The sequence below is a fragment of the Citricoccus sp. K5 genome, assembly GCF_902506195.1.
GTDB lineage: Bacteria > Actinomycetota > Actinomycetes > Actinomycetales > Micrococcaceae > Citricoccus.
Map to the genome: position 1 here is coordinate 3,220,549 of NZ_LR732817.1, position 23,542 is coordinate 3,244,090.

20 protein-coding genes are annotated in these 23,542 nt (G+C 70.9%); 6 read left to right on the forward strand and 14 right to left on the reverse strand.

What is annotated here, in order from left to right; genetic code table 11:
• Positions 1 to 11: 11 nt before the first annotated feature.
• The 5 genes from BOSE125_RS14540 to BOSE125_RS14560 all read right to left on the reverse strand — a co-directional run bounded on the left by BOSE125_RS14540 (position 12) and on the right by BOSE125_RS14560 (position 5,273).
• On the reverse strand, positions 12 to 827 hold the full coding sequence (locus BOSE125_RS14540; protein WP_159553676.1) for a helix-turn-helix transcriptional regulator: 816 nt from the start codon (positions 825 to 827) through the stop codon (positions 12 to 14).
• A 77-nt stretch (positions 828 to 904) separates the two neighbouring features.
• On the reverse strand, positions 905 to 1,357 hold the full coding sequence (locus tag BOSE125_RS14545) for a VOC family protein (RefSeq protein WP_159553678.1): 453 nt from the start codon (positions 1,355 to 1,357) through the stop codon (positions 905 to 907).
• 180 nt (positions 1,358 to 1,537) lie between these two features.
• The gene (locus tag BOSE125_RS14550; protein ID WP_159553680.1) at positions 1,538 to 4,291 is read right to left on the reverse strand and encodes an ABC transporter permease; all 2,754 of its coding nucleotides are present in this window, start codon (positions 4,289 to 4,291) and stop codon (positions 1,538 to 1,540) included.
• A gap of 3 nt (positions 4,292 to 4,294) precedes the next feature.
• Positions 4,295 to 5,077, reverse strand: a complete 783-nt coding sequence (locus BOSE125_RS14555; protein ID WP_159553682.1) for an ABC transporter ATP-binding protein — start codon at positions 5,075 to 5,077, stop codon at positions 4,295 to 4,297.
• A 19-nt stretch (positions 5,078 to 5,096) separates the two neighbouring features.
• A complete protein-coding gene (locus BOSE125_RS14560) occupies positions 5,097 to 5,273 on the reverse strand; it encodes a hypothetical protein (protein ID WP_159553684.1) in 177 nt (58 codons plus the stop codon).
• Here BOSE125_RS14560 and BOSE125_RS14565 point away from each other — a divergent pair.
• The gene (locus BOSE125_RS14565; RefSeq protein ID WP_236558032.1) at positions 5,272 to 6,732 is read left to right on the forward strand and encodes an L-lactate permease; all 1,461 of its coding nucleotides are present in this window, start codon (positions 5,272 to 5,274) and stop codon (positions 6,730 to 6,732) included. The genes BOSE125_RS14560 and BOSE125_RS14565 overlap by 2 nt on opposite strands.
• A gap of 6 nt (positions 6,733 to 6,738) precedes the next feature.
• Here BOSE125_RS14565 and BOSE125_RS14570 read toward each other — a convergent pair whose 3' ends face one another.
• The 6 genes from BOSE125_RS14570 to BOSE125_RS14595 form a co-directional block, all read right to left on the reverse strand.
• Positions 6,739 to 7,539, reverse strand: a complete 801-nt coding sequence (locus BOSE125_RS14570) for a response regulator transcription factor (protein ID WP_236558199.1) — start codon at positions 7,537 to 7,539, stop codon at positions 6,739 to 6,741.
• 60 nt (positions 7,540 to 7,599) lie between these two features.
• Positions 7,600 to 8,877, reverse strand: a complete 1,278-nt coding sequence (locus BOSE125_RS14575) for a sensor histidine kinase (RefSeq protein WP_159553688.1) — start codon at positions 8,875 to 8,877, stop codon at positions 7,600 to 7,602.
• Complete coding sequence (locus BOSE125_RS14580; protein WP_159553690.1) at positions 8,874 to 10,082, reverse strand: nitronate monooxygenase; 1,209 nt, start codon at positions 10,080 to 10,082, stop codon at positions 8,874 to 8,876. The genes BOSE125_RS14575 and BOSE125_RS14580 overlap by 4 nt, the downstream gene beginning before the upstream one ends.
• Positions 10,079 to 10,474 (reverse strand): hypothetical protein, encoded by a 396-nt coding sequence (locus BOSE125_RS18135; protein ID WP_159553693.1) that lies wholly within the window; start codon positions 10,472 to 10,474, stop codon positions 10,079 to 10,081. Before BOSE125_RS18135 ends, BOSE125_RS14580 begins: the two co-directional genes overlap by 4 nt.
• A gap of 168 nt (positions 10,475 to 10,642) precedes the next feature.
• A complete protein-coding gene (locus BOSE125_RS14590) occupies positions 10,643 to 14,128 on the reverse strand; it encodes an HAD-IA family hydrolase (protein ID WP_159553695.1) in 3,486 nt (1,161 codons plus the stop codon).
• Positions 14,129 to 14,282: 154 nt separating this feature from the next.
• Positions 14,283 to 15,569 (reverse strand): methyltransferase domain-containing protein, encoded by a 1,287-nt coding sequence (locus BOSE125_RS14595; protein WP_159553697.1) that lies wholly within the window; start codon positions 15,567 to 15,569, stop codon positions 14,283 to 14,285.
• Positions 15,570 to 15,729: 160 nt separating this feature from the next.
• Here BOSE125_RS14595 and BOSE125_RS14600 point away from each other — a divergent pair, with 160 nt between their 5' ends.
• Both BOSE125_RS14600 and BOSE125_RS14605 read left to right on the forward strand, forming a co-directional pair.
• On the forward strand, positions 15,730 to 16,434 hold the full coding sequence (locus BOSE125_RS14600; RefSeq protein ID WP_159553699.1) for a fasciclin domain-containing protein: 705 nt from the start codon (positions 15,730 to 15,732) through the stop codon (positions 16,432 to 16,434).
• Positions 16,435 to 16,623: 189 nt separating this feature from the next.
• Positions 16,624 to 18,216, forward strand: a complete 1,593-nt coding sequence (locus tag BOSE125_RS14605) for a molybdopterin-dependent oxidoreductase (RefSeq protein WP_159553701.1) — start codon at positions 16,624 to 16,626, stop codon at positions 18,214 to 18,216.
• Positions 18,217 to 18,260: 44 nt separating this feature from the next.
• Here BOSE125_RS14605 and BOSE125_RS14610 read toward each other — a convergent pair whose 3' ends face one another.
• Positions 18,261 to 18,860, reverse strand: a complete 600-nt coding sequence (locus BOSE125_RS14610) for a HEAT repeat domain-containing protein (RefSeq protein ID WP_159553703.1) — start codon at positions 18,858 to 18,860, stop codon at positions 18,261 to 18,263.
• The gene (locus BOSE125_RS14615) at positions 18,860 to 19,879 is read right to left on the reverse strand and encodes an acyl-CoA thioesterase (protein ID WP_159553705.1); all 1,020 of its coding nucleotides are present in this window, start codon (positions 19,877 to 19,879) and stop codon (positions 18,860 to 18,862) included. Before BOSE125_RS14615 ends, BOSE125_RS14610 begins: the two co-directional genes overlap by 1 nt.
• A gap of 115 nt (positions 19,880 to 19,994) precedes the next feature.
• Here BOSE125_RS14615 and BOSE125_RS14620 point away from each other — a divergent pair, with 115 nt between their 5' ends.
• Positions 19,995 to 20,945 (forward strand): acyl-CoA thioesterase, encoded by a 951-nt coding sequence (locus BOSE125_RS14620; protein ID WP_159553707.1) that lies wholly within the window; start codon positions 19,995 to 19,997, stop codon positions 20,943 to 20,945.
• A 75-nt stretch (positions 20,946 to 21,020) separates the two neighbouring features.
• Here the strand turns inward: BOSE125_RS14620 and BOSE125_RS14625 are convergent, their stop codons facing one another.
• Positions 21,021 to 21,512, reverse strand: a complete 492-nt coding sequence (locus BOSE125_RS14625) for an SRPBCC domain-containing protein (protein ID WP_159553709.1) — start codon at positions 21,510 to 21,512, stop codon at positions 21,021 to 21,023.
• A 46-nt stretch (positions 21,513 to 21,558) separates the two neighbouring features.
• Here BOSE125_RS14625 and BOSE125_RS14630 point away from each other — a divergent pair, with 46 nt between their 5' ends.
• Positions 21,559 to 22,611 (forward strand): DNA-3-methyladenine glycosylase, encoded by a 1,053-nt coding sequence (locus BOSE125_RS14630; protein WP_159553711.1) that lies wholly within the window; start codon positions 21,559 to 21,561, stop codon positions 22,609 to 22,611.
• Positions 22,608 to 23,513, forward strand: a complete 906-nt coding sequence (locus tag BOSE125_RS14635; protein ID WP_159553713.1) for a hydrolase — start codon at positions 22,608 to 22,610, stop codon at positions 23,511 to 23,513. Before BOSE125_RS14630 ends, BOSE125_RS14635 begins: the two co-directional genes overlap by 4 nt.
• Positions 23,514 to 23,542 lie beyond the last annotated feature (29 nt).

The window sequence follows — 23,542 nt, forward strand, 5'->3', positions numbered from 1 at the left end:
GATCGGATGGTTCAGTCCCGTGAGCGGTGCGGGGGCATCAGCGACGGCAGCGCGCTGAGCATGGGGAACTGCCACGGGGCCGCGAAGTGCAGGCCCAGGGTGACCGTTGCGGAGGCCGTGAGCGGCTGTGGATGGATGCCGACGGCGGGGCGAGGGTTGGCCAGGTGCTCCACCGGTTCCGCGGTGGCCGGCACGGCCGTGGCCAGCAGCCACGGTGCGGAGGCCACCAGGGGCAACCGGAACGAGCCCTCGCCGAGGCGGAGGACGCCGGTCACCGGCAGGCCGGCAGGGGACGGGGCCGGGTAGAAGCCGATCCAGACCAGCGCTTCCAGGCCTGGGCCGCCGCGTAGGTGCGGCGGCAGGTGGACGGTGCCGTGAACGGTCCCGAGCTGGCCAGTGGCGGGATTCGGGACTCCGTCGGTCAGGTCGGCCTCCGAGACGCCGGGCGGTAGCACGGCGAACGGGGCCAATGTGGTGGTGGTGAGGGTGTCCGCGAGGCGGCGCAGCTCCGAGGGGGCCACGCCCACCGCGTCACGGAAGCGGCGGGTGAACGTGCCGGGGGAGGAGAACCCCACTTCATGGCAGATGTCCACCACGGAGTGGTCCCCCGTCAGGAGCAGTTCCTTGGCCCGGTGGAACCGGACTCCGGCGAGAAAGCGGTTGGGGGTGACGCGCAGCTGCTGGGCGAACATCCGGGTGAAATGGAACTGGCTGTAGCCAGCGGCATCGGCCATGTCCGCGACCGTGATGGGTTCGGTGGCATGGGTGGCAATGAACCGGGCGGCCCGCTGTGCCGCGGCCACGTGCTCTCCGCGCTGGTCTTTCACGGACCTAGTGTGGTGGCGGGCCACGGTTGTTGTCAGCATGTCATGTGCTCCGAATCCGGCCTCGCCCGGGCGGCCGTTCAGCCGGCGGGCATCTCCGAGGACATCCAGAGGATCTCCCATTGGTGGCCGTCCGGATCCGTGAAGGTGCGCCCGTACATCAGGCCGGCCTCCACCATCTCCTGCGCGGGGTTCGGGTCACTCGGCGGAACCTCGGTGGCACCGGCGGCCAGGGCGGCGTCCACGAAGGGGTCCACGTTCTCCTGAGCCGCTGCGTCCAGGGCAATGATCGCGCCGTTGGCGGCCTGGGTGTCCGCCACCGGCTTGCCATTGAGGAAGCTGGCGTAGAAGTCCCGGGTCAGCAGCATCACGGTGACATGGGGGCTGAAGGAGAGCGAGAGCGCGTTCTCATCGGAGTAGTCCTCCGAGATGCGCACCCCCACCGCGGTCCAGAACGTCCTCGCGGCCGCCACGTCCTGGATGGGCAGGTTGACGTAGATGTTCGAGCCGATGCCCGTGCTGGTCTGGTTCATGGAAATGACCCTAGGACTGCGTGGTCCCCGGGCCGACTCCAATCCTGCGCAGCCCGGCCCTTCATCTGAGGAACCGCCTGAGGAGGCGCACTGAGTAGGCAGGACACGCCGATAACGCGGAAACGTTATCGGCGTGTCCTGCCTACTCAACGGATGGGGTGGGCGCCGAGGCGGGGCGGATCAGGCCAGGGCGAGCCCCTGCACCGGGGCCAGCTTGGCCGCCCGCTGCGAGGGGGCCACCGAGGCGAGCAGCCCGGCCAGCACGGACACCCCCACGATCACGGCCAACTCCCACCAGGGGACGACCGGCCAGACGATCGACTGTCCGATCCCGGCGGCCATCGGTCCGAAGACCGTGTGGGCACCCAGGCCGCCGTAGACGGTGCCCAGGGCGCAGCCGATCAGTGCCGCCACCCCCGAGATCAGCACGGCCTCCAGGGCCAGCATGCCGCGGAGCCCGCGCCGGGTCAGGCCCAGGGCCCGCATCAGCGAGTTCTCCCGTGAGCGCTCGATGGCGGACAGGGACAGGGTGTTGGCCACGCCGATCAGGGCGATCAGCACCGAGACGGCGAGCAGGGCCGTGACCACCATGAGCATGCCGTCGATCACCACGGAGTACAGCAACCGGAAGGTGAGATCCCCGGAGATCTTGTCCTGGGAGACCCCGGACGCCTGCGCGATGCCGGTGTTCAGCTCCTGCAGGCCGTCCATGGTGACCGCGTCCGAGGCGTTGAGCCAGAGTTGCGGTGCCACGCCGGCGTTCTCCGCCAGACCGATCGACCGCGCATCCTCGAGGGTGATCACGGGCCGGACGGCGGAGGAGGCGCTCTGAATGACCTCGAGTTCGAGGGAACCGCTGGCGCCGGTGACGGTCACGGTGTCCGTCTCGACGGTGTTGGGCATCAGGATGGTTCCGGGTTCGCCGAGCCGGTCGGCGCCCTCGCCCTCCGGCATGCCGGAGACGACGGACCGCAGATCCGCAGGGTCGGCGGCATAGACGGGCGTGCCAGCGTCGGCGCCCTCGCCCGAGGCTGAACCCTCGCCTGCCGCAGGCTCGGTCACACCGGCCGGCAGCAGCAGGGCTGCGGCGTCGATCCCGTCCACCTGCGCCACGTTGTCCCGGGCCGTCTGGGCTTCGGTGGCATTCAGGCCCGCAGCCGGCGATCCGTCACCGGTCTGCGGGGCGGCGTCCACGGCGGACTCGTTGCCGTTGCCGGGCACGAGTTCCACCTGCAGGTCCACGGGGAACTCCGCGGCGAAGATGGTGTCCATCTGCTGCTGAGCGGTGCGCCCGCCCGTGAGCATCATGGCCACCAGGGTGGTGCCGATCAGCAGGGCCGCAGCCGTGGAGGCGGTCCGGCCCGGATTGCGGGTGGCGTTGAGGCGGGCCATCCGTCCGGGAACTCCGGCCGGGCGGGCTGCCAGTCCAGCCACGGAGACGACCGCGGGCACGAACAGCACGGCGAGCATGAGCACGCCCACGAAGGACAGTGCGCCACCGGCCACGGCGATCGCGAGATTGGCCTCGCCGGCGCCCCAGACCAGTCCGGCCACGCCGGCTGCGAGGAACAGCGAGCCGAAGATCAGGCGCAGCGCACCGGCCCGGTTGCCGACGGCGGCTTCCTCGCGGGGGCGCATGGCCTCCAGCGGGGAGACGCGCGTCGCCGCCAGAGCGGCGGACATCGAGGCGATGATCGTCATGACCATGCCCACGGCCACGCACGCGAGGATGTCGCGGGGGTTGGCCTCGAAGGTCAGGAACGCGAAGCCCTCGTTGGTCGAGCCCCAGAGGACGAGGGCCGCCACGATGCCGCTGGCCAGGGCCGAACCGATGATCGCGCCGAGGATGCCGATGACACCGGCCTCGACCAGCACGGATCCGCGTACCTGCCGTCGGGAGGCGCCCAGGGCACGTTGCAGGGCCAGGTCGCGGGACCGCTGGGCCACGAGCACGGAGAAGGTGTTGGAGATGACCATCGCGGTGACGAGCAGTGCGATCACGGCGAAGGCACCGAGCACCCAGACGAAGACGTTGGAACCGGCCATCTGGGCGACCTGCTCCTGGGCCTGCACGTCCGGCGTGGCCACCGTGACCGCCATCCCCTCGGTCTCGGCGAACTCCTGCAGGGCGGCCTGGACGGCGGCCTGATCGGCCCCCTCCTCGAGGCTGATCAGGACGTACTCGGCGTAGTCCTGGCCGAGGAGCTCCTCCGGGTCGACCGCCTCCTCGCCGGCGGCACCGGCGTCGGAGGCCATCGCCTGGACGGCGTCGAGCTTCAGGGCCTCGGCCAGGGCGTTGTCGATCTTCAGCTGGATCGCGCCGATCGCACTGGGGTCCTGGGAGGCCTCGGTCAGCCCGGACACGGTGACCTTGCGGCCGGCCGCGTCGGCGGACGTGCCGGACATCAGGAAGGTGGAGGAGCCGACGTCGAGCCCGAAGTTCTCGGCGGTGCGCTCATCCACAGTGATCTCCGTGGTGGAGCCTGCGGCCGGGTACTCACCGGCCGTGAGCCGCTCAGGCACCAGAGAGGTGTCCTCGGGGACGGTGGAGGCCTGGGCGAAGTCGGAGTCGGGGCTCCAGGTGCCCTCGCCCTCCGCATCGGAGGGACGCTGGACGCCGACCGAGCTGACCACGTGGGCGTAGGCGTCCTTCACTCCTTCGACGTCCTGCAGGGGGCCGGGCTCGGAGGAGGTGCCGGCCACCTCGGCCATGGAGGTCATGGCATCGAACGTGTCGCCGGAGCCGGAGGCCGGGCCGACCACCAGGTCGGCCTGGGAGTAGGTGGCGCCGATGGAATTGCGCAGGCTGGCCGTGGAGGACGAGCCCACGAGCAGCGCGGAGGCCAGGAACGTCACGCCGATGGTGATGGCCAGCAGCACCGAGATGTAGCGGCGCGGCTGGTCCCTCAGTTGGGACAGGGCGAGCTTCAGCATGGCTCAGGCCACCCCCAGCTTCGCGAGGGAGGCCAGCACGTTGTCCGGGGTGGGGTCCGTGATCTCGCCGGCGAGCTGACCGTCAGCCAGCAGGACCACGCGGTCGGCGTAAGCGGCGGCCTTCGGATCGTGGGTGACCATGATGACGGTCTGGCCCATCTCCCGAGAGGAGCGGCGCAGTAGGGAGAGCACCTCGGCACCGGTGGCGGAGTCGAGGTTGCCGGTCGGCTCGTCGCCGAACACCACGTCCGGGCGGGTCAGCAGGGCGCGGGCCACGGCCACGCGCTGCTGCTGGCCGCCGGAGAGCTGGTGGGGCTTGTGCTTGAGGCGGTCCGTCAGGCCGAGGATCCCCACGACGTCGGCCATCCAGGCCTGGTCCACCGGCTTGCCGGCCAGGTCCAGGGGCAGCACGATGTTCTGCTCCGCCGTCAGGGTGGGGACGAGGTTGAAGGCCTGGAAGACGAAGCCGATCCGGTCGCGGCGCAGTCGGGTCAGCTCGGTGTCGTTCAGGCCGGTGATCTCCTGGCCGCCGAGGACGATGGAGCCGGAGTCCGCGGTGTCCAGGCCGGCGAGGCAGTGCATGAGGGTGGACTTGCCGGAGCCGGAGGGGCCCATGATGGCGGTGAAGCGGCCTTCGGCGAAGTCCACGTCCACGCCGGCGAGGGCGTGGACCACAGCCTCGCCCTTGCCGTAGGTCTTGACGAGGCCGCGGGCCGAGATGGCGGTCGAGGGCGTGCCGGGGGAAGAGGGGGTGGTGGAGGCGATGACGTCCGTACTGGTATCCATGCCACCCACTCAACCGGTTTCACTGCCGCAATGAATCCACCGACGGGCCTGTTCCGTGGCCGATCAGGGTCATCCTCAGGGATGACTCGGGGTCCTCCCGGACTCGGGGGTAGCATTCGACGGTGCGGGGGCCGAGTCCGGTTCCCGCGAACAGGATGTCCAGCAGAAGGTGGAGGCCGTCAGTGGATGTGGTCATGGCGGCTCTGCCGATCGTGCTGACCCTTGGACTACTCCCGACGAAACTCCCCTCCTGGGTGGCGCCCGGTGCAGGTCTGACGGCCGCGCTGGTGATCGCCGTGGCCTGGTTCGCCACCCCGTGGTCTGATGTGGGGGCGGCCTTCGGCGGTGGCGCCGGGACAGTCGTGGAGGTGCTGGCCATCATCGGCGGCGGCATCCTGCTGTCCCGGGTCATGGACCGCACCGGCGGCCAGCAGCGGATCGCGATCTGGCTCTCTGCCGGCGGCGGGCCCACCGTCTCCACGGCGCTGCTGATGGTGACGGGCGTGGTGCCGTTCCTGGAGTCCGTGACGGGTTTCGGGGTGTCCGTGATCATCGGGCTGCCGCTGCTGCTGGCCCTGGGATTCACGCCCCTGCGTGCAGCGCTGCTCTCGCTGCTCGGCCTGACCGTGGCGCCCTGGGGGTCCATGGCACCGGGCACCCTGCTCGGCGCCGAGATCGCCGGCGTCCCGCTGATGGACATGGGCCTGGCCTCCGGGGCCTTCAACATCGTGGCCTTCGTGGGCGGCGGGACCCTGGCCGCCATCGTGGCGGGCCGCGGCTCCCACGAGGTGGGAGCCCACCGGGGGGCGCTGACGTGGAAGGCCTACTCCGTGTGGGCCGCCACCGGGTTCACCGCCGGGCTCGTGCAGGGTTCGGTCGTCGTGCTGGCCAACCTGCTTCTCGGCACGGCCGTGGCCGGCGCCGTCGGTTCCCTGGTCATGGCCGCGCTGTGGGCCGTGATCATCAGCCGGGGCAAGCTCCAGCCCACCCCCTGGCGGTACCTCTCCCCGTACCTGATCCTGCTCATCGGGACGATCGCCGGTCAGGTCATCGAGCGGACCCTGCTGCCCAACGGCGTGGGGGCCGTGCTGGGCTCCCCGGCCCTGTGGTCCATCAGCGGTGCCCTTGCGGGTGTGTGGATCCTGGCCATGGAACGGCACCACCGCTGGCTGCTGCCGCGTGAGACCGGGCGGATGTGGCTCGGCACGGCCATCCCGACCGGTCTCTACCTGCTGCTGGGCTACGCCATCTCCGGTGGTGGGCTGGCGGACAGCCTGGCCGCCGCCCTCACCTCCCTCGGGGGTGGATTCCTGTTCCTGGTGCCGTTCATCGGTGGACTCGGCGGCTACATCACCGCCTCCAACACGGGGGCGAACTCGATGTTCGGTGGCACCCAGACCGCCGCTGCCCACGCCCTCGGGGTGGAGCCGCTCTGGGTCATGGGCGGGCAGAACGCCGCCGCCGGCCTCGGCTGCCTGACGAGCCCCGCCCGGATCGAGCTGGCCTACCGGCTGGCGCAGCCTCACGTGCGCGAGGACACCCCCGGGCGGACGCTCAGCCGGGGCGCCCTGCTGCGGGTCACCATGCCCTTCTTCCTTGCCTGCCTGGTGATCTGGGGCTTCGCCTGCCTGTTGTTCCTGCCCGCCGCTGGGTGATTCCGGTTACGGCGTGACCAGGCCCGCCCGGTAGGCCGTCACGACGGCCTGGACGCGGTCCCGGGCCCCGAGCTTGGCGAGCACCCGGCCCACGTGGGTCTTCACGGTGGCCTCAGACAGGAACAACCCGGCGGCGATCTCCTGGTTGGAGTCACCGCGCGCCATCAGCACGAGCACCTCACGCTCCCGCGGCGTCAGCGAATCCACGGAGGCCGTCTCCTGCTGGCGCCGATCGTCGGCAGCCTGGTCGCGGCGCAGGGTCGGCGCCATGTGGTCCAGGAGGCGGCGCGTGGTGGAGGGGGCGATCACGGCATCCCCGCGGTGCACCGTGCGGATCGCCGCGAGCAGCTCTTCCGGCGGCGCATCCTTCAGCAGGAACCCGGACGCCCCCGCCTCGATCGCCTCCAACGCGTATTCGTCCAGATCAAAAGTTGTCAGCACCACGACGCGCGGTCCCACCGGTTCCCCGGCGGCACCACCCGGCGAACTCGGGTGGGCGGCGCGGCCGCTCCCCGGGCGGCCTGAGGCGGCGCGATCAGCCGCGGCCGGTGCGGGGCCGGCATCGGGCGATTGGGGCAGCAGGGCACGCGTGGCGGAGATGCCGTCCATCTGCGGCATGCGGATGTCCATCAGCACCACGTCGGCACTGCGGACGGCGGGGGAGGCCACGGCGTCCCGGCCGTTGGAGGCCTCGGCCACGACCTCGAGGTCCGGCTGGGAGTTGATGAGCATGGCCAGGCCGGAGCGGACGAGTTGCTGGTCGTCCACCAGGGCCACGCGAATGGCTGCGGGTTGCTGGGTCTCGATCACGTTTCCATCATCTCCTGTCAGGTGCTCCCAGCGCTGCGGATGTGCACGGCCGGCGCCTCAGATCTCCTGGTAGGGCACGGCGGCGCGGACGGAGAATCCACCGCCCTGCCGGGGACCGGCCTGGACGGTGCCGCCGAACAGGGCGATGCGTTCGCGCAGGCCGAGGAGGCCCTGCTGGGAGCCCTTGGTGGACTCCGAGGCGGCGGCTCCGCGGCCGTTGTCCGTGACCTCGATCTCGAGGCCGGTGTTGGTCCAGCTCAGCAACACGGTGGCCCGGGCGTTCGGGCCACCGTGGCGGACGGTGTTGGTCAGGGACTCCTGCACGGCGCGGTAGGCCGCCAGCTCGCCGCCGGTCGGCAGGGCCCGGCGGGGATTGCCCTGCGCCGTGTAGTCCACGTCCAGGCCGGTCAGGCGGATGGTGTTGATGAGGTCCTCGAGGTCCACCAGACCGGGCTGCGGGTGGAACTCGGTGGCCTCCGGTCCGCGGAGCACGCCCAGCAGGCGGCGCATCTCGCCGAGGGCCTTGCGGCCGGTCTCGGAGATGGTTCCCAGGGTGTTGACGGCGACCTGCGGGTCGTGCGCGCCGGCGTACCGGCCGCCGTCGGCCTGGGTGATGATGACCTGCAGCGAGTGGGCGACGATGTCATGCATCTCCCGCGCGATGTGGTTGCGTTCGTCTGCGGCCGCCAGTTCGCGTTCCTGCGCCGCCTCCACCTCGAGCTGCCGGGCCCGGTCCCGCAGTTGCTCCATGGCCAGGCGGCGGGTGCGGGCGAGGTCGCCGAAGGCCCACGCTGCCAGCACGATCGCGGCGGCCCCCACGGCGAAGGACACGGCGATCACGGCCTGTTGGGTTACATCGCCGGCCATCGCCGCATTGTTGTTGGAGATCAGATCAGCACCCGGATCCAGGAAGGAGGGCGGGGCATAGGCGATCTTGAGCCCGTTGAGCACGGCCCCCGCGAGGGCGGTGCCCAGGCCGGCGAACGAGGCCCACCGGGGCCCGTTCACTGCGAGGCTGTGCACCATCATCGGCACGATGACAATCGAGGGCAACAGATCTGGACCGATCAGCAGCTGCACGAGGCAGAAGAACACCGTGATGCCGGCCGCCAGCACGGGCCGCCACCGGCGGATGGCCCAGGGGGCGAGCTGGCCGACCGAGATGGCGAAGGCCAGCAGCTGCCACGGCAGTGCCGAGGTCTCCGGATTACCCACCGGCGCCGCGGCTCCGATGGAGATGAAGGAGAAGGTGCACACCAACAGGCAGGCCACCAGTACGTCTGTGACGACGGGATGGCCACGGAAAAAGGAGTCGATCCGGCGCAGCGGGTTCACGGAGCGAGGTCCCCCAGGATCTCCGCGGCCGGGGCCATGCGCGTCCGGGCGGACCCGACGCCGGCCCACAGGCTCACGGCCTCCGCGTCACCGGCCGCGGTGGCCGCTGCCCGCAGGGGCTGGGTCAGGACGTTGACCTCCGGGTAGGCGGCCGGGGCGTCGGCATGGTCGCGCATGAACCGGTTCTCCAGGCCGCGCGCCCAACGCCCGGAGTAGGCGCGGGTCAGCGCGGTGCGGGCGGAGCCGTCGTCGTGAGTGAAGTGGGTGCCGGCGGCGGCCTGCTCCAGGGCCGCGCGCTGCAGGGCGGAGGTGCCGGCCTCCTCGGCCCGCAGGAACACGGTGCCGCACTGGGCGGCGGTGGCACCGGCGGCCAGCACGGCACGCACCCCGTCCGTGTCCATGATCCCGCCGGCGGCGAACAGGGGGACCTCGGGCCCGACGCCGGCCCGCACCTCGGCGAGCAGCTCGGCTAGGGCGGTGGTGCCGGGGGCGGCCTGGGGATCGTGGACGGAGCGGTGGCCGCCGGATTCGGGCCCCTGGACGCTGAGCACGTCGGCGCCGTGGGCCAGGGCGGCGATGGCCTCCTCGACGGTGGTCACGGTGACCCCGAGGACGCAGCCGGCGGCGTGCAGGCGGTCGAAGACCTCGGCGGCGGGGAGCCCGAAGGTGAAGGTGACCAGCGGCCAGGCGCCGGCCTCGGCGGCCTCGAGCTTGGCGTCCCAGCCGTCCATCGCGTCCGGGTCCACGGTCAGGCCCTGGGTGGAAGGGACGTCGGCGCCGGGCAGGTCCACACCGAGGGCCGCCGCCTCGGCGAGCAGCGCGGAACGGTAGGCGGCCACCTCGGCCGCGCGCCGGCGTCGTGCCTCGGAGCCCGGTGCCCTGCGGGCGGCAGGGACGGCGGTGTTGGCCGGCTCGGGGACGAAGAGGTTGACCCCGACGGCCCGGTCCGTGAACCGGCGGGCTGCCTCGACGTCAGCGACGAGCCGGTCCACCTGTCGCATACCGCCGGCCAGGAAGCCCAGGCCGCCGGCCGCCGAGACCGCTGCGGCGAGCTGCCAGGTGGAGGGTCCTCCGGCCATCGGCGCGGCGACCACGGGGACCGCGGGAGGGGTGAACTGCGGGGCGGTGTGCGGGGTGGCGTCGGGCGCGGCCGGAGAGGCGAACGGAGAGCCGGTGAGCGGGGTGCCGGGTGAATCAGAGCTCATGGGTGGATTCTGGCACGGAGGGCGAGCACGTGCGTGATGCCGGCCGTGGCGAGCCCCGAGACGAGCATCGCGGCCAGGACGATCTCCTGGCCGGCGTCCGTGAACTGGGTGAGGAACGTACCCACGGCGACCATGGCGAGCAGCATGCCCAGCAGGGCCGGGCCGCGGCCGGTGGAGTCGGGGCGAGCGGGGCGGGTCTCGGCGACGGGATCGGTGATGTCCGCGGCGTAGCTGGAGGCCGAGATGACGTGGTGGACGGGCTCGGAGTCGGCCATTCCGTCCGTGGCCGGGATCGTGATGACGCGGAGGTCCTCGGCGGGGGTGTCAGTGGGGGTGGAATCAGGGTTGGCGGCGGTGGGGGCGGAGGTGGCGGTGAGGGTCGGCGTGCTCATGTTCTCCAGAGTGCCCGCCGGGGCCGGTGCCGCAGAAGACACCGGAGGGTGAACCTGTGGCCCGCGGTGTACAACCAGGGGATGACCCCGACCCTGTCGTTCTCCGTCGAGTCGGGGTGGGTATCTCGCCGAAACACCCACCCCAACTCGACACACAACGCAGGTGGATCAGAGGATGCCGAGCCGGTTGGCGTCCGGGGAGACACACGCCATGGGGTCCACAGACGCGGTCAGGGACGGGTGGCGGTTCAACAGCGGCACGGTCCACTTCTCGCCGGGATTCATGGTCTTGTCCCGGCCCTCCACATTGAGGTGGATGGGATGGGCGGAGCCGTCGAGCAACTCCAGGGTGATGCAGTACTGGGTGATGCGCACGCTCAACGGTTGGCGCCGGAACCGGATGGTGAACTGCAGGCCGGGCAGTTCCACCGGGAGCAGCGGGTGCAGCCACAGGGTGTCCGCCCGGGTCTCCACGCCGGCGTAACAACGGATGATCATGTCCACGGTGCCGGCCATGGCCCCCAGGTGGATGCCCTCGCGGGTGGTGCCGCCCTGGGTGTCGGACAGGTCCGCCTCGAGGGCCTCCTGGAAGAGTTCCCAGGAACTGGAGCGGTCCGTGCGGGCCGCGACCCAGCCGTGGACCAGGCGGGACAGGGTGGATCCGTGGGAGGTGCGGGCCAGGTAGTAATCCACGGTGGCCGCGAAGTCCTCCGAGGTGAAGTGGTACCCCATCCGGTTGAGGATGCCCTGGAGTTCCTCGGAGGAGAACAGGTAGGTGAGCATCAGCACGTCCGCCTGCTTGGAGAGCTTGTAGCGGTTCGTGGTGTCACCCTCGGCCTGCAGGATGAGGTCGAGCCGCCCGATGTTGCCGTACTTCGCCCGGTAGGCGTCCCAATCGAACTCCAGCAGCTCCTCGTAGCCGTCGAACTGGCTCATGACGCCGCCGTCCTGGAACGGCACCCGCAGCCGCAGGCTCAGATCCGCCCAGTGGTCAAGCTCGTCCTCGAAGACGTCCAGCCACTCGGTCAGTGGGTCGTCCAGTCCGTCCAGCCAGTGCACCAGCCGCACGGTCTCGGAGAGCACCCAGGACAGCAGCACGTTGGTGTAGGCGTTGTTCCGCACGCCGGAGCCGGAGGCTTCCGGGTAGCCGTCGTGGTACTCGTCCGGACCCATCACGCCGTGCAGCTCGTACCGGCCGCGCTCGGGGTTGAAATGGGTCATGGACACGAAGAACCGGCAGATCTCGACGAGCATCTCGGCGCCGTAATCCGAGACGAAGGTCTGGTCCTGCGTGGCCTCCACGTAACGCAGCACGGAGTATGCCACGGCCAGGGAGACGTGCCGCTGGCGGTGCGAGTTGTCCGGCATCCACTGCTGGGAGCGTTCGTTCCACAGCTCGGTGGGGGTCTCCTCGCGACCGTCGGACCCGGACTGCCAGGGGAACATGGCGCCCTGGTATCCCTCGGCGCGGGCGTTGGCACGGGCCTCACCGAGCCGGCGGTAGCGGTACATCAGCAGGCCGCGAGTCAGTTCCGGCCGGCGCAGTGTCAGCATGGGATAGATGAAGATCTCATCCCAGAAGATGTGCCCGCGGTAGCCCTCGCCGTGCAGGCCACGGGCGCCCAGGCCGGCGTCCAGGTCCCGGCGGGAGCCGAAGCTGGTCTGCAGCACGTGGAAGGTGTGCAGGTTCAGGGCCAGCTGGTGGCGCTGATTGGCCCCCTTCCGGACCAGGGCCTCGGTGGCGTCGAGCCGGGTGGCCGGGGGAAGCAGGTGGCCGTGCTGCTCCGGGGCCTGGTCCAGTTTCACGGCGAAGCGGGACCAATTGATGCCCCACATCTCCTCGTGGTAGGTCAGCAGCTGGCGGAACGAGCCGGTCCGCTCGATGCGCTTGGCCGCGTTGTGCCAGACCGAGGAGATGGCGTGATCGTGGGTGTTGGCCGCCGCCGCGATCTTGTCGAACATCACCGGCACGCCCTCGGCGAGCTCGATCGCGATGTCATGGCCGATCACCGTGGAACCCAGTTCCACCGGGGTGCGGACCGGTTCGGGTGCATCGGCGGGGGACTGGAAGCGGGTCCGGGCGGCGGTGGCCACGTGCACCCGTGACTGGCTGGTCACGGTCTCCAGCAGGACGGTCTCCCCGTCGACCTCCCGGGCCTGGACCGGCTCCCAGTGGTCCGAGGCGAGCTCCCGGTCATCGGCCACGTTCTGGTTGGACACGCGGCCGTCGATCATGGACCGCACCGAGGCCGTGCCGGTCCAGTCCTCGGCCTCCACCGTCAGTTCCATTGCGGCCAGGTGGTGGCCGGCGAAGGACTGGAACTGGCGGGTGCTGACCCGGGTGGTGCGGCCACGATCGTCCCGGAACCGCATGGTGCGGCTCAGCAGACCCCGGCGCAGGTCCAGCTCCTGGCGGTAGGAGACCATGTTCGGGTTGCCCGGCACCAGTTCCTCGCCGTTGTCCAGGGTGACCAACACGAAGGTCCAGTCCGGGGCGTTGACCATGTGCTCGGTCTCCACCGTCCTGCCCTGGACCGTGGACGTCAGCCGGTTGAAGACGCCGGCCACGTACGTCCCGGGGTAGTGGGTGGGGCCGGCGGTGGTGCCGGGGACGGAGCCACGCGTGCCCCAGTAGCCGTTGGCCAGGGTGCAGAGGGCCTCCCGGGTGCCCTCCTCTGCCGGGTCGAAATGGTCATAGGCCAGCACCCAGTTCGGGTCGAAGGGCCGTGTGGTGCGCTGCTCCAGGTGCAGCATGGTGATGTCCTCCACCACCACGTCAGCGCCGGCGATCTTGAGCCGGTCCGGGTCACGCGCCCGGTCCACGCCGACCACCAGGCCGAAGCCGCCGTCGTGCGCCGCCTGCACTCCGGAGGCCGCGTCCTCAAGGACGATCGCATCCACCGGTTCCACGCCCAGCTGCTGGGCGGCCAGCCGGAACATCGCCGGGTCGGGTTTGCCGGGCAGGCCCCGTTCCAGGGCGGTGTTGCCGTCCACCACCACGTCGAAGAGCTTGTCCACGTGTCCGGCTCCCAGCACTGCCGCGGAGTTGCGGGAGGAGGTGACGAGGGCGGTGGGCACGGAATCGTGCCGCAGCTGCGTCAGCAGGGCGAGGGCCTCCGGGAAGACCGCGACGCCTTCGCGTGCCAGGACCTCCTCGAAGAACCCCTGCTTGCGGGCCGCCAGGGCCTGCACGGTCAGTGCGCCGTCAGCGCCGACGTCGGCCCCCTCCGCGGCCGGCGTGCTCGCCATCCCCACGGCGAGCACCGGATCCGCAGTAGCCTCCAGGCCCGCGGGAGCCCCCGGGCGCGACAATTCAGTGAGAGCGTCCGTGGCTTCAGACACCCTCAGGCCACGGGAGGCGAAGAAGGCCCGGACGCCGTCCTCACGGGGCCGGCCGTCCACGAACTGCAGGTAGTCCGTGACGTGGTCGAAGGGGCGCAGCGCTCGAGGGTCCGCGGTCACCGTCGCCAGGTTTTGGGGCAGGGTGCCGACCGCCGCGAGTGAGGCGTCGAAGAGTTCTTTCCACGCCCGGGCGTGGACGCCGGCGGTGTCCGTGACCACCCCGTCCATGTCAAAGATGACCGCACGGAAATGGCGGAGGGTGTGGCGGCGGGCGGGGCCCGTCAGCTGGACGGGGCGAGTCAGTGGATGCATGAAGCCTTCCTGTTCCTCGGGCGGTTACCTCGGGACTTCGCGGTCAGTCCCCTGCATGGACCCGGCCACAGGTCTTGGACCAGCCTAACGAGGGGGACGTGGAGGGGATCAACCCGAGGCCACCCGGGCACGGCGATCGTAGGAGACGGGGCGGTCAGCGCCGTTCGAGGAGCATCAGGACCTCGTAGTGCTCGGTCTGCGGGAACATGTCCAGCAGCCGCGCCCGCACCGGACGGTATCCGGGCAGATGCTCCAGGTCCCGCGCCAACGTGGCGGCATGGCAGCTCGAGTACAGCACGTGCGGAATCCCTGTGGCCTCGATCCAGCCGGCCAGCTCGGAGCCGATGCCGCGCCGCGGCGGATTGACCACGATGGCGTCCGGCAGCTCCGCGGGCACCTCGCCGGCACCGGTGTCCGCGGCCGGCGGCCCCTTAGGGGCGAGGACGGGTGCGCGGTCCGGTGTCCGTCCCGTGGGGATCGCGGTGGCATCCCCGACGGCGAAGCGCACGCGGTCCTGCACGCCGAGCTCCCGCGCCGTCACCTGTGCGGCGGCGACGGCGTCCGCGGACGTCTCGAGACCCCAGACCGTGCGCTCGGTGCCGGCCGGGAGAAGGACGGGCCGGCCGTCGTCGGGAGGGCGGACCTCGGCGAGCTGGAAGCCGAATCCGCCCACGCCGCAGTACAGGTCCCAGACGCTGACGGCATCGGTGGTGTCCAGCCACTCGGAGGCCAGGGAATAGAGGGTGGCCGCCATGGCGGTGTTGGTCTGGAAGAAGCCCTGGGGGCGCAGGTTCAGGGGGATGCCGTTGAGGCGCATCGTCAGCGTCTGTGCCCCGGCCAGGTGGATCTCATCCGGGCCCTCGAGCAGGGCACGGTGCTCCGGCAGGAGGTTCGCGGTGACCACCTCGGTGTTCGGCAGGGCCGCCAGCAGGGTGGGGACCGCAGCACGGAGGGCGGGCAGCTGGTCCGTGGAACGCAGCACGAAACGGATCATCAGACCGCCCGAGGGGGAGAGGGTCATGATGACGTGCTTGAGCTCACCGGTGCGCGTGCCGACGTTGTACGGGGTGAGCGCAGCCGTGGTGATGACCTCCGCGACCACGGGGAAGGCCGCCCCGAGGGCCGGCTCATAGAGGTCGCAGTCGCGCAGGTCCACGCCGGTGCCGTCATGGTGCTTGGGGTGCTGGCGGGGATCGAGGATGCCGAGTCGGGGGTTCTCGGCCGTGCCCGTGACCACCATCTTGGCCTTGTTGCGGAAGCCGGATTCCCGCGAGGGGACGGGGCCCAGCCACAGCTCCGAGCCGTCCGGCGCCCGGGTGCCGGCCACCGGATCCAGGAGGCGGCGGACGCCGGCCTGTTTCCGGTCCAATTGCTCCGCGTAGGGCACGCCCATCAGGGGGCAGGAACGGCACTCGCCGGCGTCGAAATGGGGGCATTGCATGGTGTCTCCAGGTTAGTGGCTGAAAAAAATTCTGCCGATTCACCACCGGGACCCATCCGCAGGACGGGTGGCTCCGAATACTCCATGACAGCCCGCCCGGAAGACCGGGGGGAGGCACCCGTGGGACAGCACGTTCCACACACTTCAAGGAGAAGTCATCATGAAGACCACGATGCGCAACACCATGCTGGGACTGTTCGCTGTGACGGCGCTCGGACTGACCGCCTGTGGCGGCGCCGCAGACGAGCCGGCCTCCTCCTCGGCGGCCCCCTCGTCCGAATCCTCCATGTCCGCCTCGTCCTCCATGGAGGAGTCCATGGAGTCCGGCTCTGGATCTGCCAGCGCCTCGGAGTCCATGATGGATCCGGCCGCCAACCTGGTCGGCCCGGGCTGCGCCGCGTATGCCGAGGAGGTCCCTGACGGTGCCGGCTCGGTGGAGGGCATGGCCATGGACCCCGTGGCCGTGGCCGCCTCGAACAACCCCATGCTGACCACCCTCACCTCGGCGGTGTCCGGCGAACTGAACCCGGACGTCGACCTGGTGGACACCCTGAACGGTGACGAGTTCACCGTGTTCGCCCCGGTGGATGACGCCTTCGCCGCCATCCCCGAGGCAGACCTGAACGCCGTGGTGGAGGATGCCGACATGCTCTCCTCGGTGCTCACCTACCACGTGGTCCCCGGCCAGATCTCCCCGGATGAGATCGCCGGCACCCACACCACCGTGCAGGGCGAGGACCTCGAGGTGGCCGGCAGCGGCGACGAGCTGACCGTCAATGACGCCAACGTCATCTGCGGTGGGGTCCAGACCGCCAACGCGACCGTCTACCTGGTCGATTCCGTCCTGATGCCGGCCATGGACTGATCCCCCACCGGCTGAGCCGGTCCCTTGACGGCGCGGAGGTGGCCGGTCCAGTACCGAAGGCGGTACGGGGCCGGCCACTTCCCGCATCCGCCACCTCCGCATCCGATACTGTCCATAACCGCCGCCGGACGCATCCGCCACCACTGGCAAGCGTCGCCCGGCGCCACCGACGAGAGAAGAACGATGGCCATGAAGAGGCACGCTGAACCAGGCTCCGCCCGCGGCTGGCCCTTCGCCGCCTCCGGCGCCCTTGCCGCCGCCCTCCTGCTGGGCATCGCCGAGATCGCCTCTGCGCTGTTCTCCCCGGTGTCCTCACCCCTGGTGGCCGTGGGGGCGGCCTTCATCGACATAACGCCCTCGTGGCTGAAGGACTTCGCGATCGACGTCTTCGGCACCGCGGACAAACTCGTGCTGATGGTGTCCATGGGCGTGGTGGCCCTGGCCCTGGCCGCCGTCCTGGGTCTCATCGCCCGCCGCCGGCTGACCCTCGCCTCGGTGCTCTGTGCCGCCATCGCCGTACTCCTGGGCGCCGCCGTCCTGAGCCGGCCGGCGACCGGATGGCTTGACCTGCTGCCCACTGTTCTCGGTGGCGTGGCTGGCATCGCGGCGCTGAACTGGCTCGTGCGGCTGGCGCACCGACGCACCGTCCCGGTGGGCGACAGCCCCGGACCGGAGCCCACGGAGGGTGGCGCTGCACGTCCCGCTCGGCCGGAGGCGGCACGGCGCACCTTCCTGATCGGCGCCGGCCTGACGGCGGTGGTGGCTGTGGCGACCATGGCCGGGGGCCGCGCCCTCTCCGCCGTCAGCACGGCCGCGGCGGCCACCCGTGATGCCCTGCGCCTGCCGGGGGCGCGCCGCACGGCGGCGCCCCTGCCCCAGGGAGTGGGCGCACCGGCCCCGGGGATGCCACCGTTCGTCACCCCGAACGGCGACTTCTACCGTATCGACACGGCCTTGGCCGTGCCCCGGATCGACCCCTCCACCTGGGAACTGCGGGTCCACGGCATGGTGGAGGAGGAGTTCACCCTGAGCTTCACCGAACTGCTGGAACTGGACCTCCAGGAGAGCTGGGTGACCCTGACGTGCGTGTCCAACCCCGTGGGCGGAGAGCTGGCCGGCAACGCCAAATGGCTGGGCTATCCGCTCCAGGACCTGTTGGCCCGGGCCCGGCCGCAGGAGGGCGCGGACATGGTGCTCTCGACCTCGGTCGACGGCTTCAGTGCCTCAACGCCCCTGGACGTCCTCACTGACGGGCGGGATGCGTTGCTCGCGGTCGGCATGAACGGGGAGCCGCTCCCGCTGGAGCATGGCTTCCCGGTGCGGATGGTGGTGCCCGGACTGTACGGCTACGTCTCGGCGACCAAGTGGGTGGTGGACCTGGAGGTCACCCGCTTCGCGGACAAGACCGCCTACTGGACGGACCGTGGCTGGGCGGAACGCGGCCCGATCAAGCTGGCCTCGAGAATCGATGTCCCGCGGGGATTCGAGGCGGTGCCCACCGGAGCCACCGTCCTGGGCGGCACGGCCTGGTCCCAGACCATCGGCATCGACCGGGTCCAGGTGCAGGTGGATGACGGGGCATGGCAGGACGCCACCCTGGCGGCCGAGGCCACCGTGGACACCTGGCGGCAGTGGTCCTTGGAATGGGAGGGCGAGCCCGGCAACCACAAGGCCCGGGTCCGCGCCGTGAACCGAGACGGCGAGGTACAGACCTCGGACCGCGCGGACACCGTGCCGGACGGCGCGAGCGGCTGGCACGAGGTCCAGTTCCGCGTCGAGTAGCCGACCACCCGGCAGACAGTCCGGCGGTCAGCGCGGATGCCGGCTCAGTACTCGGGTTCGGAGCGCAGGTCCGGCCGGGCGAATCGCTCGGCCAGGCGGTCCAGGGCGTCCTCGGCAGCTGAGGCCAGCACCGAATCGGGATCCATGAGCAGGCCCTGCAGGGTGGATGCGGTCGACTCCCGTCCGACTTCACCGAGGGCCTGCGCGGCGGCGCTGCGGACCCGCGGATCCTGGTCGGACAACAGCGCTTCGACGGTGCTGGAGGCGGACGCCAGGCCCTCCGCCGCGTGGGCCGTGACGATTCGGCAGCACGTTCGCCGCACTGCAGCGCTTTCGTCCGTGAGGCCGGCCATCACGGCATCGGCGGCCCGCGGGTGCCAGTGGTGCACCAGCACGCGGGCCCCCAGCAGCCGGGGCAGATGCGGGTCCAGGGCCAGTTCCGGGTCCAGGGTGTCCGCCTCGCCGCGGATCATCGCGATGTCCGGATCCCCGGCGTCCCCGGGGCGTGCTCGGCCAGTGAGCAGCCGCACGGCCCAGTCGGCGAGCTGGCGCCCTCCCACTTGCTCGACGGCGGCCGTCACCATCGCAGCCTCCTCGCCCTCGGCGGGGCCCGGCAGGTTCACCTCCCAGTAGCGGTCGGTCATCAGTGCTGCTCTCCTTCGTTCAGCAGGTGGTTGGGCAGCCGGTTCCCCGGGGCCCGGCCGCGGATCTCCAGCAGGGTGCGGGCGTGCTGCCACAGCCTCCGGTCCTCGTCATTGCTCGGCTTCCACACGGGGACCGGTACGGACGTCCCGGAGCTGTCCCGGGCCACCATGACCGTGATGCAGTTCGTGGTCTGGGCCGGCTCTCCGCCCTTCGGGTCCCCGGAGCGGACCTCGACGGCGATGTGCATGCCCTTGTTCCCCGTGTAGATCAGGCGTGCCTCCACTTCCACGAGGTCTCCGATGTGCAGAGGGCGCAGGAAACGGATGCCGCCGGAGAACACCGCCACGGTGTCCCGGCCGCAGTAGCGGGAGGAGCAGAGGTAGGCCGCGGAGTCGATCCATTCCATGACGATCCCGCCGTGCACCTTGCCTCCCCAGTTCACGTCCGTGGGTTCGGCGAGGAAGCGCAGCACCACCTTCTCGGCGGTGCCGGCCTCGGTGTACCGCTGCTCCTGGAGCTCGGCCGAGATCTCGTCCCGGACCGGGATGCGGGACATGGCGTAGTCGCGGGCCAGCTGCTGCTCCAGGGTGCGGGGAACGAACTCCGGCACGGGCGTGGAGTGGCCCTCGGCGTCGACGGCCACGAAGATCACGAGGCAGCGGGCGCGTTCGGCGAGGTGACCCGTCTTCGGGTCCCCCGAGCGCACCATGGTGCTGATGTGCATGGAGGACCGGCCTGTGTAGAGGACCGTGGCCGTGATCTCGACCATCTCGCCGATCTCGACGGGGTATTCGAAGTGGACGTTGCCCACGTAGGCGGTCACGCAATAACTGCCGCTCCAGCCCGTGGCGGCAGCGAAGGCCGCCTTGTCCACCCACTCCAGCACCCGGCCGGCATCCACCGTCCCGGCCTTGCCACGATCGGTGGGGGCCGCGAGGAAGCGCAGCGTGACCTCGTGGCGACGGTCCGCCGATGGCATCAGCGGGGCGGGGGCAGCCGGGGTCGGGGAAATCTCCATCCCACCATTGTGACCTGCGGCCGGGGCTGGGCGTTGGCTGTGGACTTGCCGAAAGTTTCCGCTGGGCGAGAATCCGGTGAACGTGGCGTCCGTCACGGGTGCTAGTTTCGGTGGTATGCCCACCCACAGTTCCGTAGCCCTGCAGTTCAGGGCCGAAGCCTATGACCATCCTGATGGCTCCGTGGATGCCGGCACTGTCATGACCTGGATCGACAAGACTGCTTACGCCTCCGCCGCCTCCTGGTCCGGCACCAACGTGGTCTCCTCCTATGTGGGCAACATGCACTTCGGCAACCCGGTGCCGGTGGAGACCCGCGTGGTGGTGCAGTCACGCGTGGTGCACACCGGCCGGACCTCGGTGCACGTGCAGACCAGGGTGGTGCTGCCGGAGATCAAGGGTGCCGACGGCAAGTCCACGGTGTGCACCGAGTGCGTCATGGTCTATGTGGCAGTGGATGCGCAGGGCAACTCCATCCCCGTCCGCCCCTGGGAGCCGGACACCCCGGAGGAACTGGAGCGGGAGCGCCTGGCCAAGCTGCGCGGCACGGTTCGCCGCGAGGTGGAGGAGGCCATGATCGAGGCCCCGCCGCCCGCCGGTGAACTGACCAGCGAATCCGTGATCATGAGGTTCCTGGCCCACACCCGTGAGGTGTATCCCGGGGAGAAGGTCCAGGGCGGCACCGTCATGCGGTGGATCGACGAGGCGGCCAACGTCTGCGCCTCCCGTTGGTCGGGGGTGCCGGTGGTCGCCGTCTTCGCCGGCGGCGTGCGCTTCTACCAGCCCGTGCGCGTGGGCGACCTCGTGGAACTGGAGGCCCGGCTCGTGCACACCGGCCCGCGGTCCATGCACCTGTCCGTCCGCGCCCGCGCCGGTGACCGGCGTGAACGCGAACCGATGCTGATCGCGCACGGCCTGACGGTGATGGTGTCCGCGGGAGCGGACGGGAAGGCCCTGCCCGTGAAGCAGTGGACCGCCGTGAGCGAGCAGGACCAGGTCCTGGAGCGGCGTGCCCTCGAGCTCGTGGGCCTGCGGAACAAGGCCGCCCACGAATGGGCCGGCGGCTGACGGGGAGGCCTTCTCCCTGATTGAGGCCGTGCGAAGACCGGGCAGCTCGCAGATGAGGCATTACGCGATGGGGACTCAGGCGTAGAACCCGTCCCGCAGATTGATCCCGTGCTCCACCCAGGCCTTCATGGCTGCCAGCATCCCGGTCCAGCCCATGCAATTGCCGAACGCGTTGCGCGCCCCGTCCTGAGTGGGATGCCAGGAGGACTCCGTGATCGAGACCAGCGTCCGCGTGTCCCCGTCCAGCGGGGAGAACGTGAACGTCACCGTGGTCATCCCGGACTCGTCCACGGCCGACTCGCCGTCCCACCGCAGCACGATCCGCTGCGGCGCGGCAGCCTCGACCACCTCGACCGGGAACGCCCCGGGGAAGTCGGCGAAGTCCCACGTCACCTCGGCGCCGGTCTCCAGCCGGCCCCGCGCGCCGCCGGTGGTGAAGTACTGCGAGAGCCGGTCCGGGGTTGCCACCGCCTCATAGGTCTCCGCCACCGGCCTGGCGATCCGCCCGGTCACGGTGAAGGACAGCTCGGTGAGGTCGGTGGGGGAAGAGCCCGCTGACTCAGTCATGCGGTGAAGATACCGCCTCGGCCCGGCCCGGCGATAGGGTCCACCCATGGACGTCTCCCCGGTCGAACGCGAGGCCGAGGTGCCCGTCACCGCGCCGTACGACGCCCCGGGCATCTTCCGCTTCCTGGCGGCCCGCGCCGTCGCGGGTGTCGAGGCCGCGGACCTGACGCGGCCCGAGGAGCTCCGGTACGCCCGCACCCTGACACTGCCAGGTGGTCCGGCCGCGGTCCTGGTCTCCGCCACCCGGAACCGGAGCTGGACCCTGCGGGCGAGGCTGCACCTGGCCGCAGCCGCTGACCAGGGCCCGGCGCTCGCCGCCCTCCGGACCTTGTTTGACGTGGACACCGACCCAGCCGCTGCAGATGGCAGGTTGGCCACCGATCCCGCCCTGGCTCCCCTCGTGCGGGCCACCCCGGGCATCAGGATCCCGGGCACCGTAGACCCTCACGAACTCGTGGTCCGGGCGCTCGTGGGCCAGCAGATCTCGGTGGCCGCCGCCCGCACCCACCTCGGGCGATTGGCCGGGGCCCTGGGCACCCCTTACTCCCCTCCCGGCCCGCCGCAAGGGCATCCGCCACGGGATCGTCCGGATGAGGACTCGCTCTTGACTCAACTGCACCGGCACTTCCCGACGGCGGCCCAGATCGCCTCCGGCGTGCCCGAACCGGTCTCCGGTGAAAGGCCCGACCCCGAGCGCCCCCTGAGGCTGCCGGGCCAAGGCGTGCGGGCCGTCGTCGGGACGTGCCGTGCCCTGGCCGACGGTGAACTGACCGTGCACGCGGCTGCTGAACCGGATGCGCTGCGCCGGGAGCTGCTGGCCCGGCCGCGCATCGGACCCAGGACCGCGGCCTACGTGGCCATGCGTGTGTTGAGGGATCCCGATGCCTGGCTCGACGGGGATGTGGCGCTCGTGGCCGGAGCCAAGGCCGCGGGTCTGCTGGACCCGGATCTCGCCCCGGGAGCCGCCCACCGCGCCCTGGCCGTGCGGGCCGCCGACTGGTCACCCTGGCGGTCCTATGCCGCCATGCACCTCTGGCAGCTGGCGGGAGGACGCGCCACCATGGGACGGGACGCCCGACCACGAAGGAGTGCCCCATGACGACGGAGCCCAACCCCGCCGCGATCGAGCATGCGGCCTGGGACGGTCTCGTCCTGTGCGCCACCTGCGGGGTCGAGCAGGACGACGCCCGGTCTGATCCCCTGACTGACGGCCTGCCGGCGGCCTGCGCCATCTGCGCGGACGATCGGCAGTGGGTTCCGGCTGACGGTCAGCGCTGGACCACGGTGGGCGGGCTCCGCGCCTCGGGCGCGAGCACCGAGGTGACCGAGCTGGAACCGAACCTGTGGGCCGTGCGGGTGAGCGGCGGCGTCGGGATCGGCCAGCACGCCAAGATCGTCGTCACCGAGGCCGGAAACCTCATGGTGGACGTGCCCGCGTACATCGACCGCGCCGCCGTGGACGCCGTGATGGGGCTGGGTGGGCTTGCGGGGATCATCGCCTCCCATCCGCACATGTACGGCGCCCAATCCGCCTGGGCGGAGGCCTGTGGCGGGGCGAACGGCCCGGCGCCCGTCTACATCTCCGAGCCCGACGCCGGCTGGCTGGCCCGGCGCCCGGCGAACACCATCGTGTGGTCCGATTCCCTGACGCTGCTGCCCGGATTGCCCGCCGTGACCGCCTCCCAGCCCGGCGGCCATTTCCCCGGGAGTGTGGTGGTGCACTTCACCGGCCAGGACGGGGCGGGCGTGCTGCTGGCCGGGGACACCGTGGGCGTGTCCCGGGACCGGAAGTGGGCCACCTTCATGCGCTCGTTCCCGAACTACCTGCCGCTGTCCGGGGCCGTGGCCCGGCGGATCGCCGCGCACCTGGACCAATACGACTACGAGCGGCTCTATGACAACTTCTCCGGGATCCTCTCCTCTGATGCCTCCGCGGTGGTGCACCGGTCCGCACGGCGGCATGCGGACTGGGCCGAGGGCCGGATGGACCACCTGACTTGACCCTGACGCCACGTGAGGCTGTTCAGTAG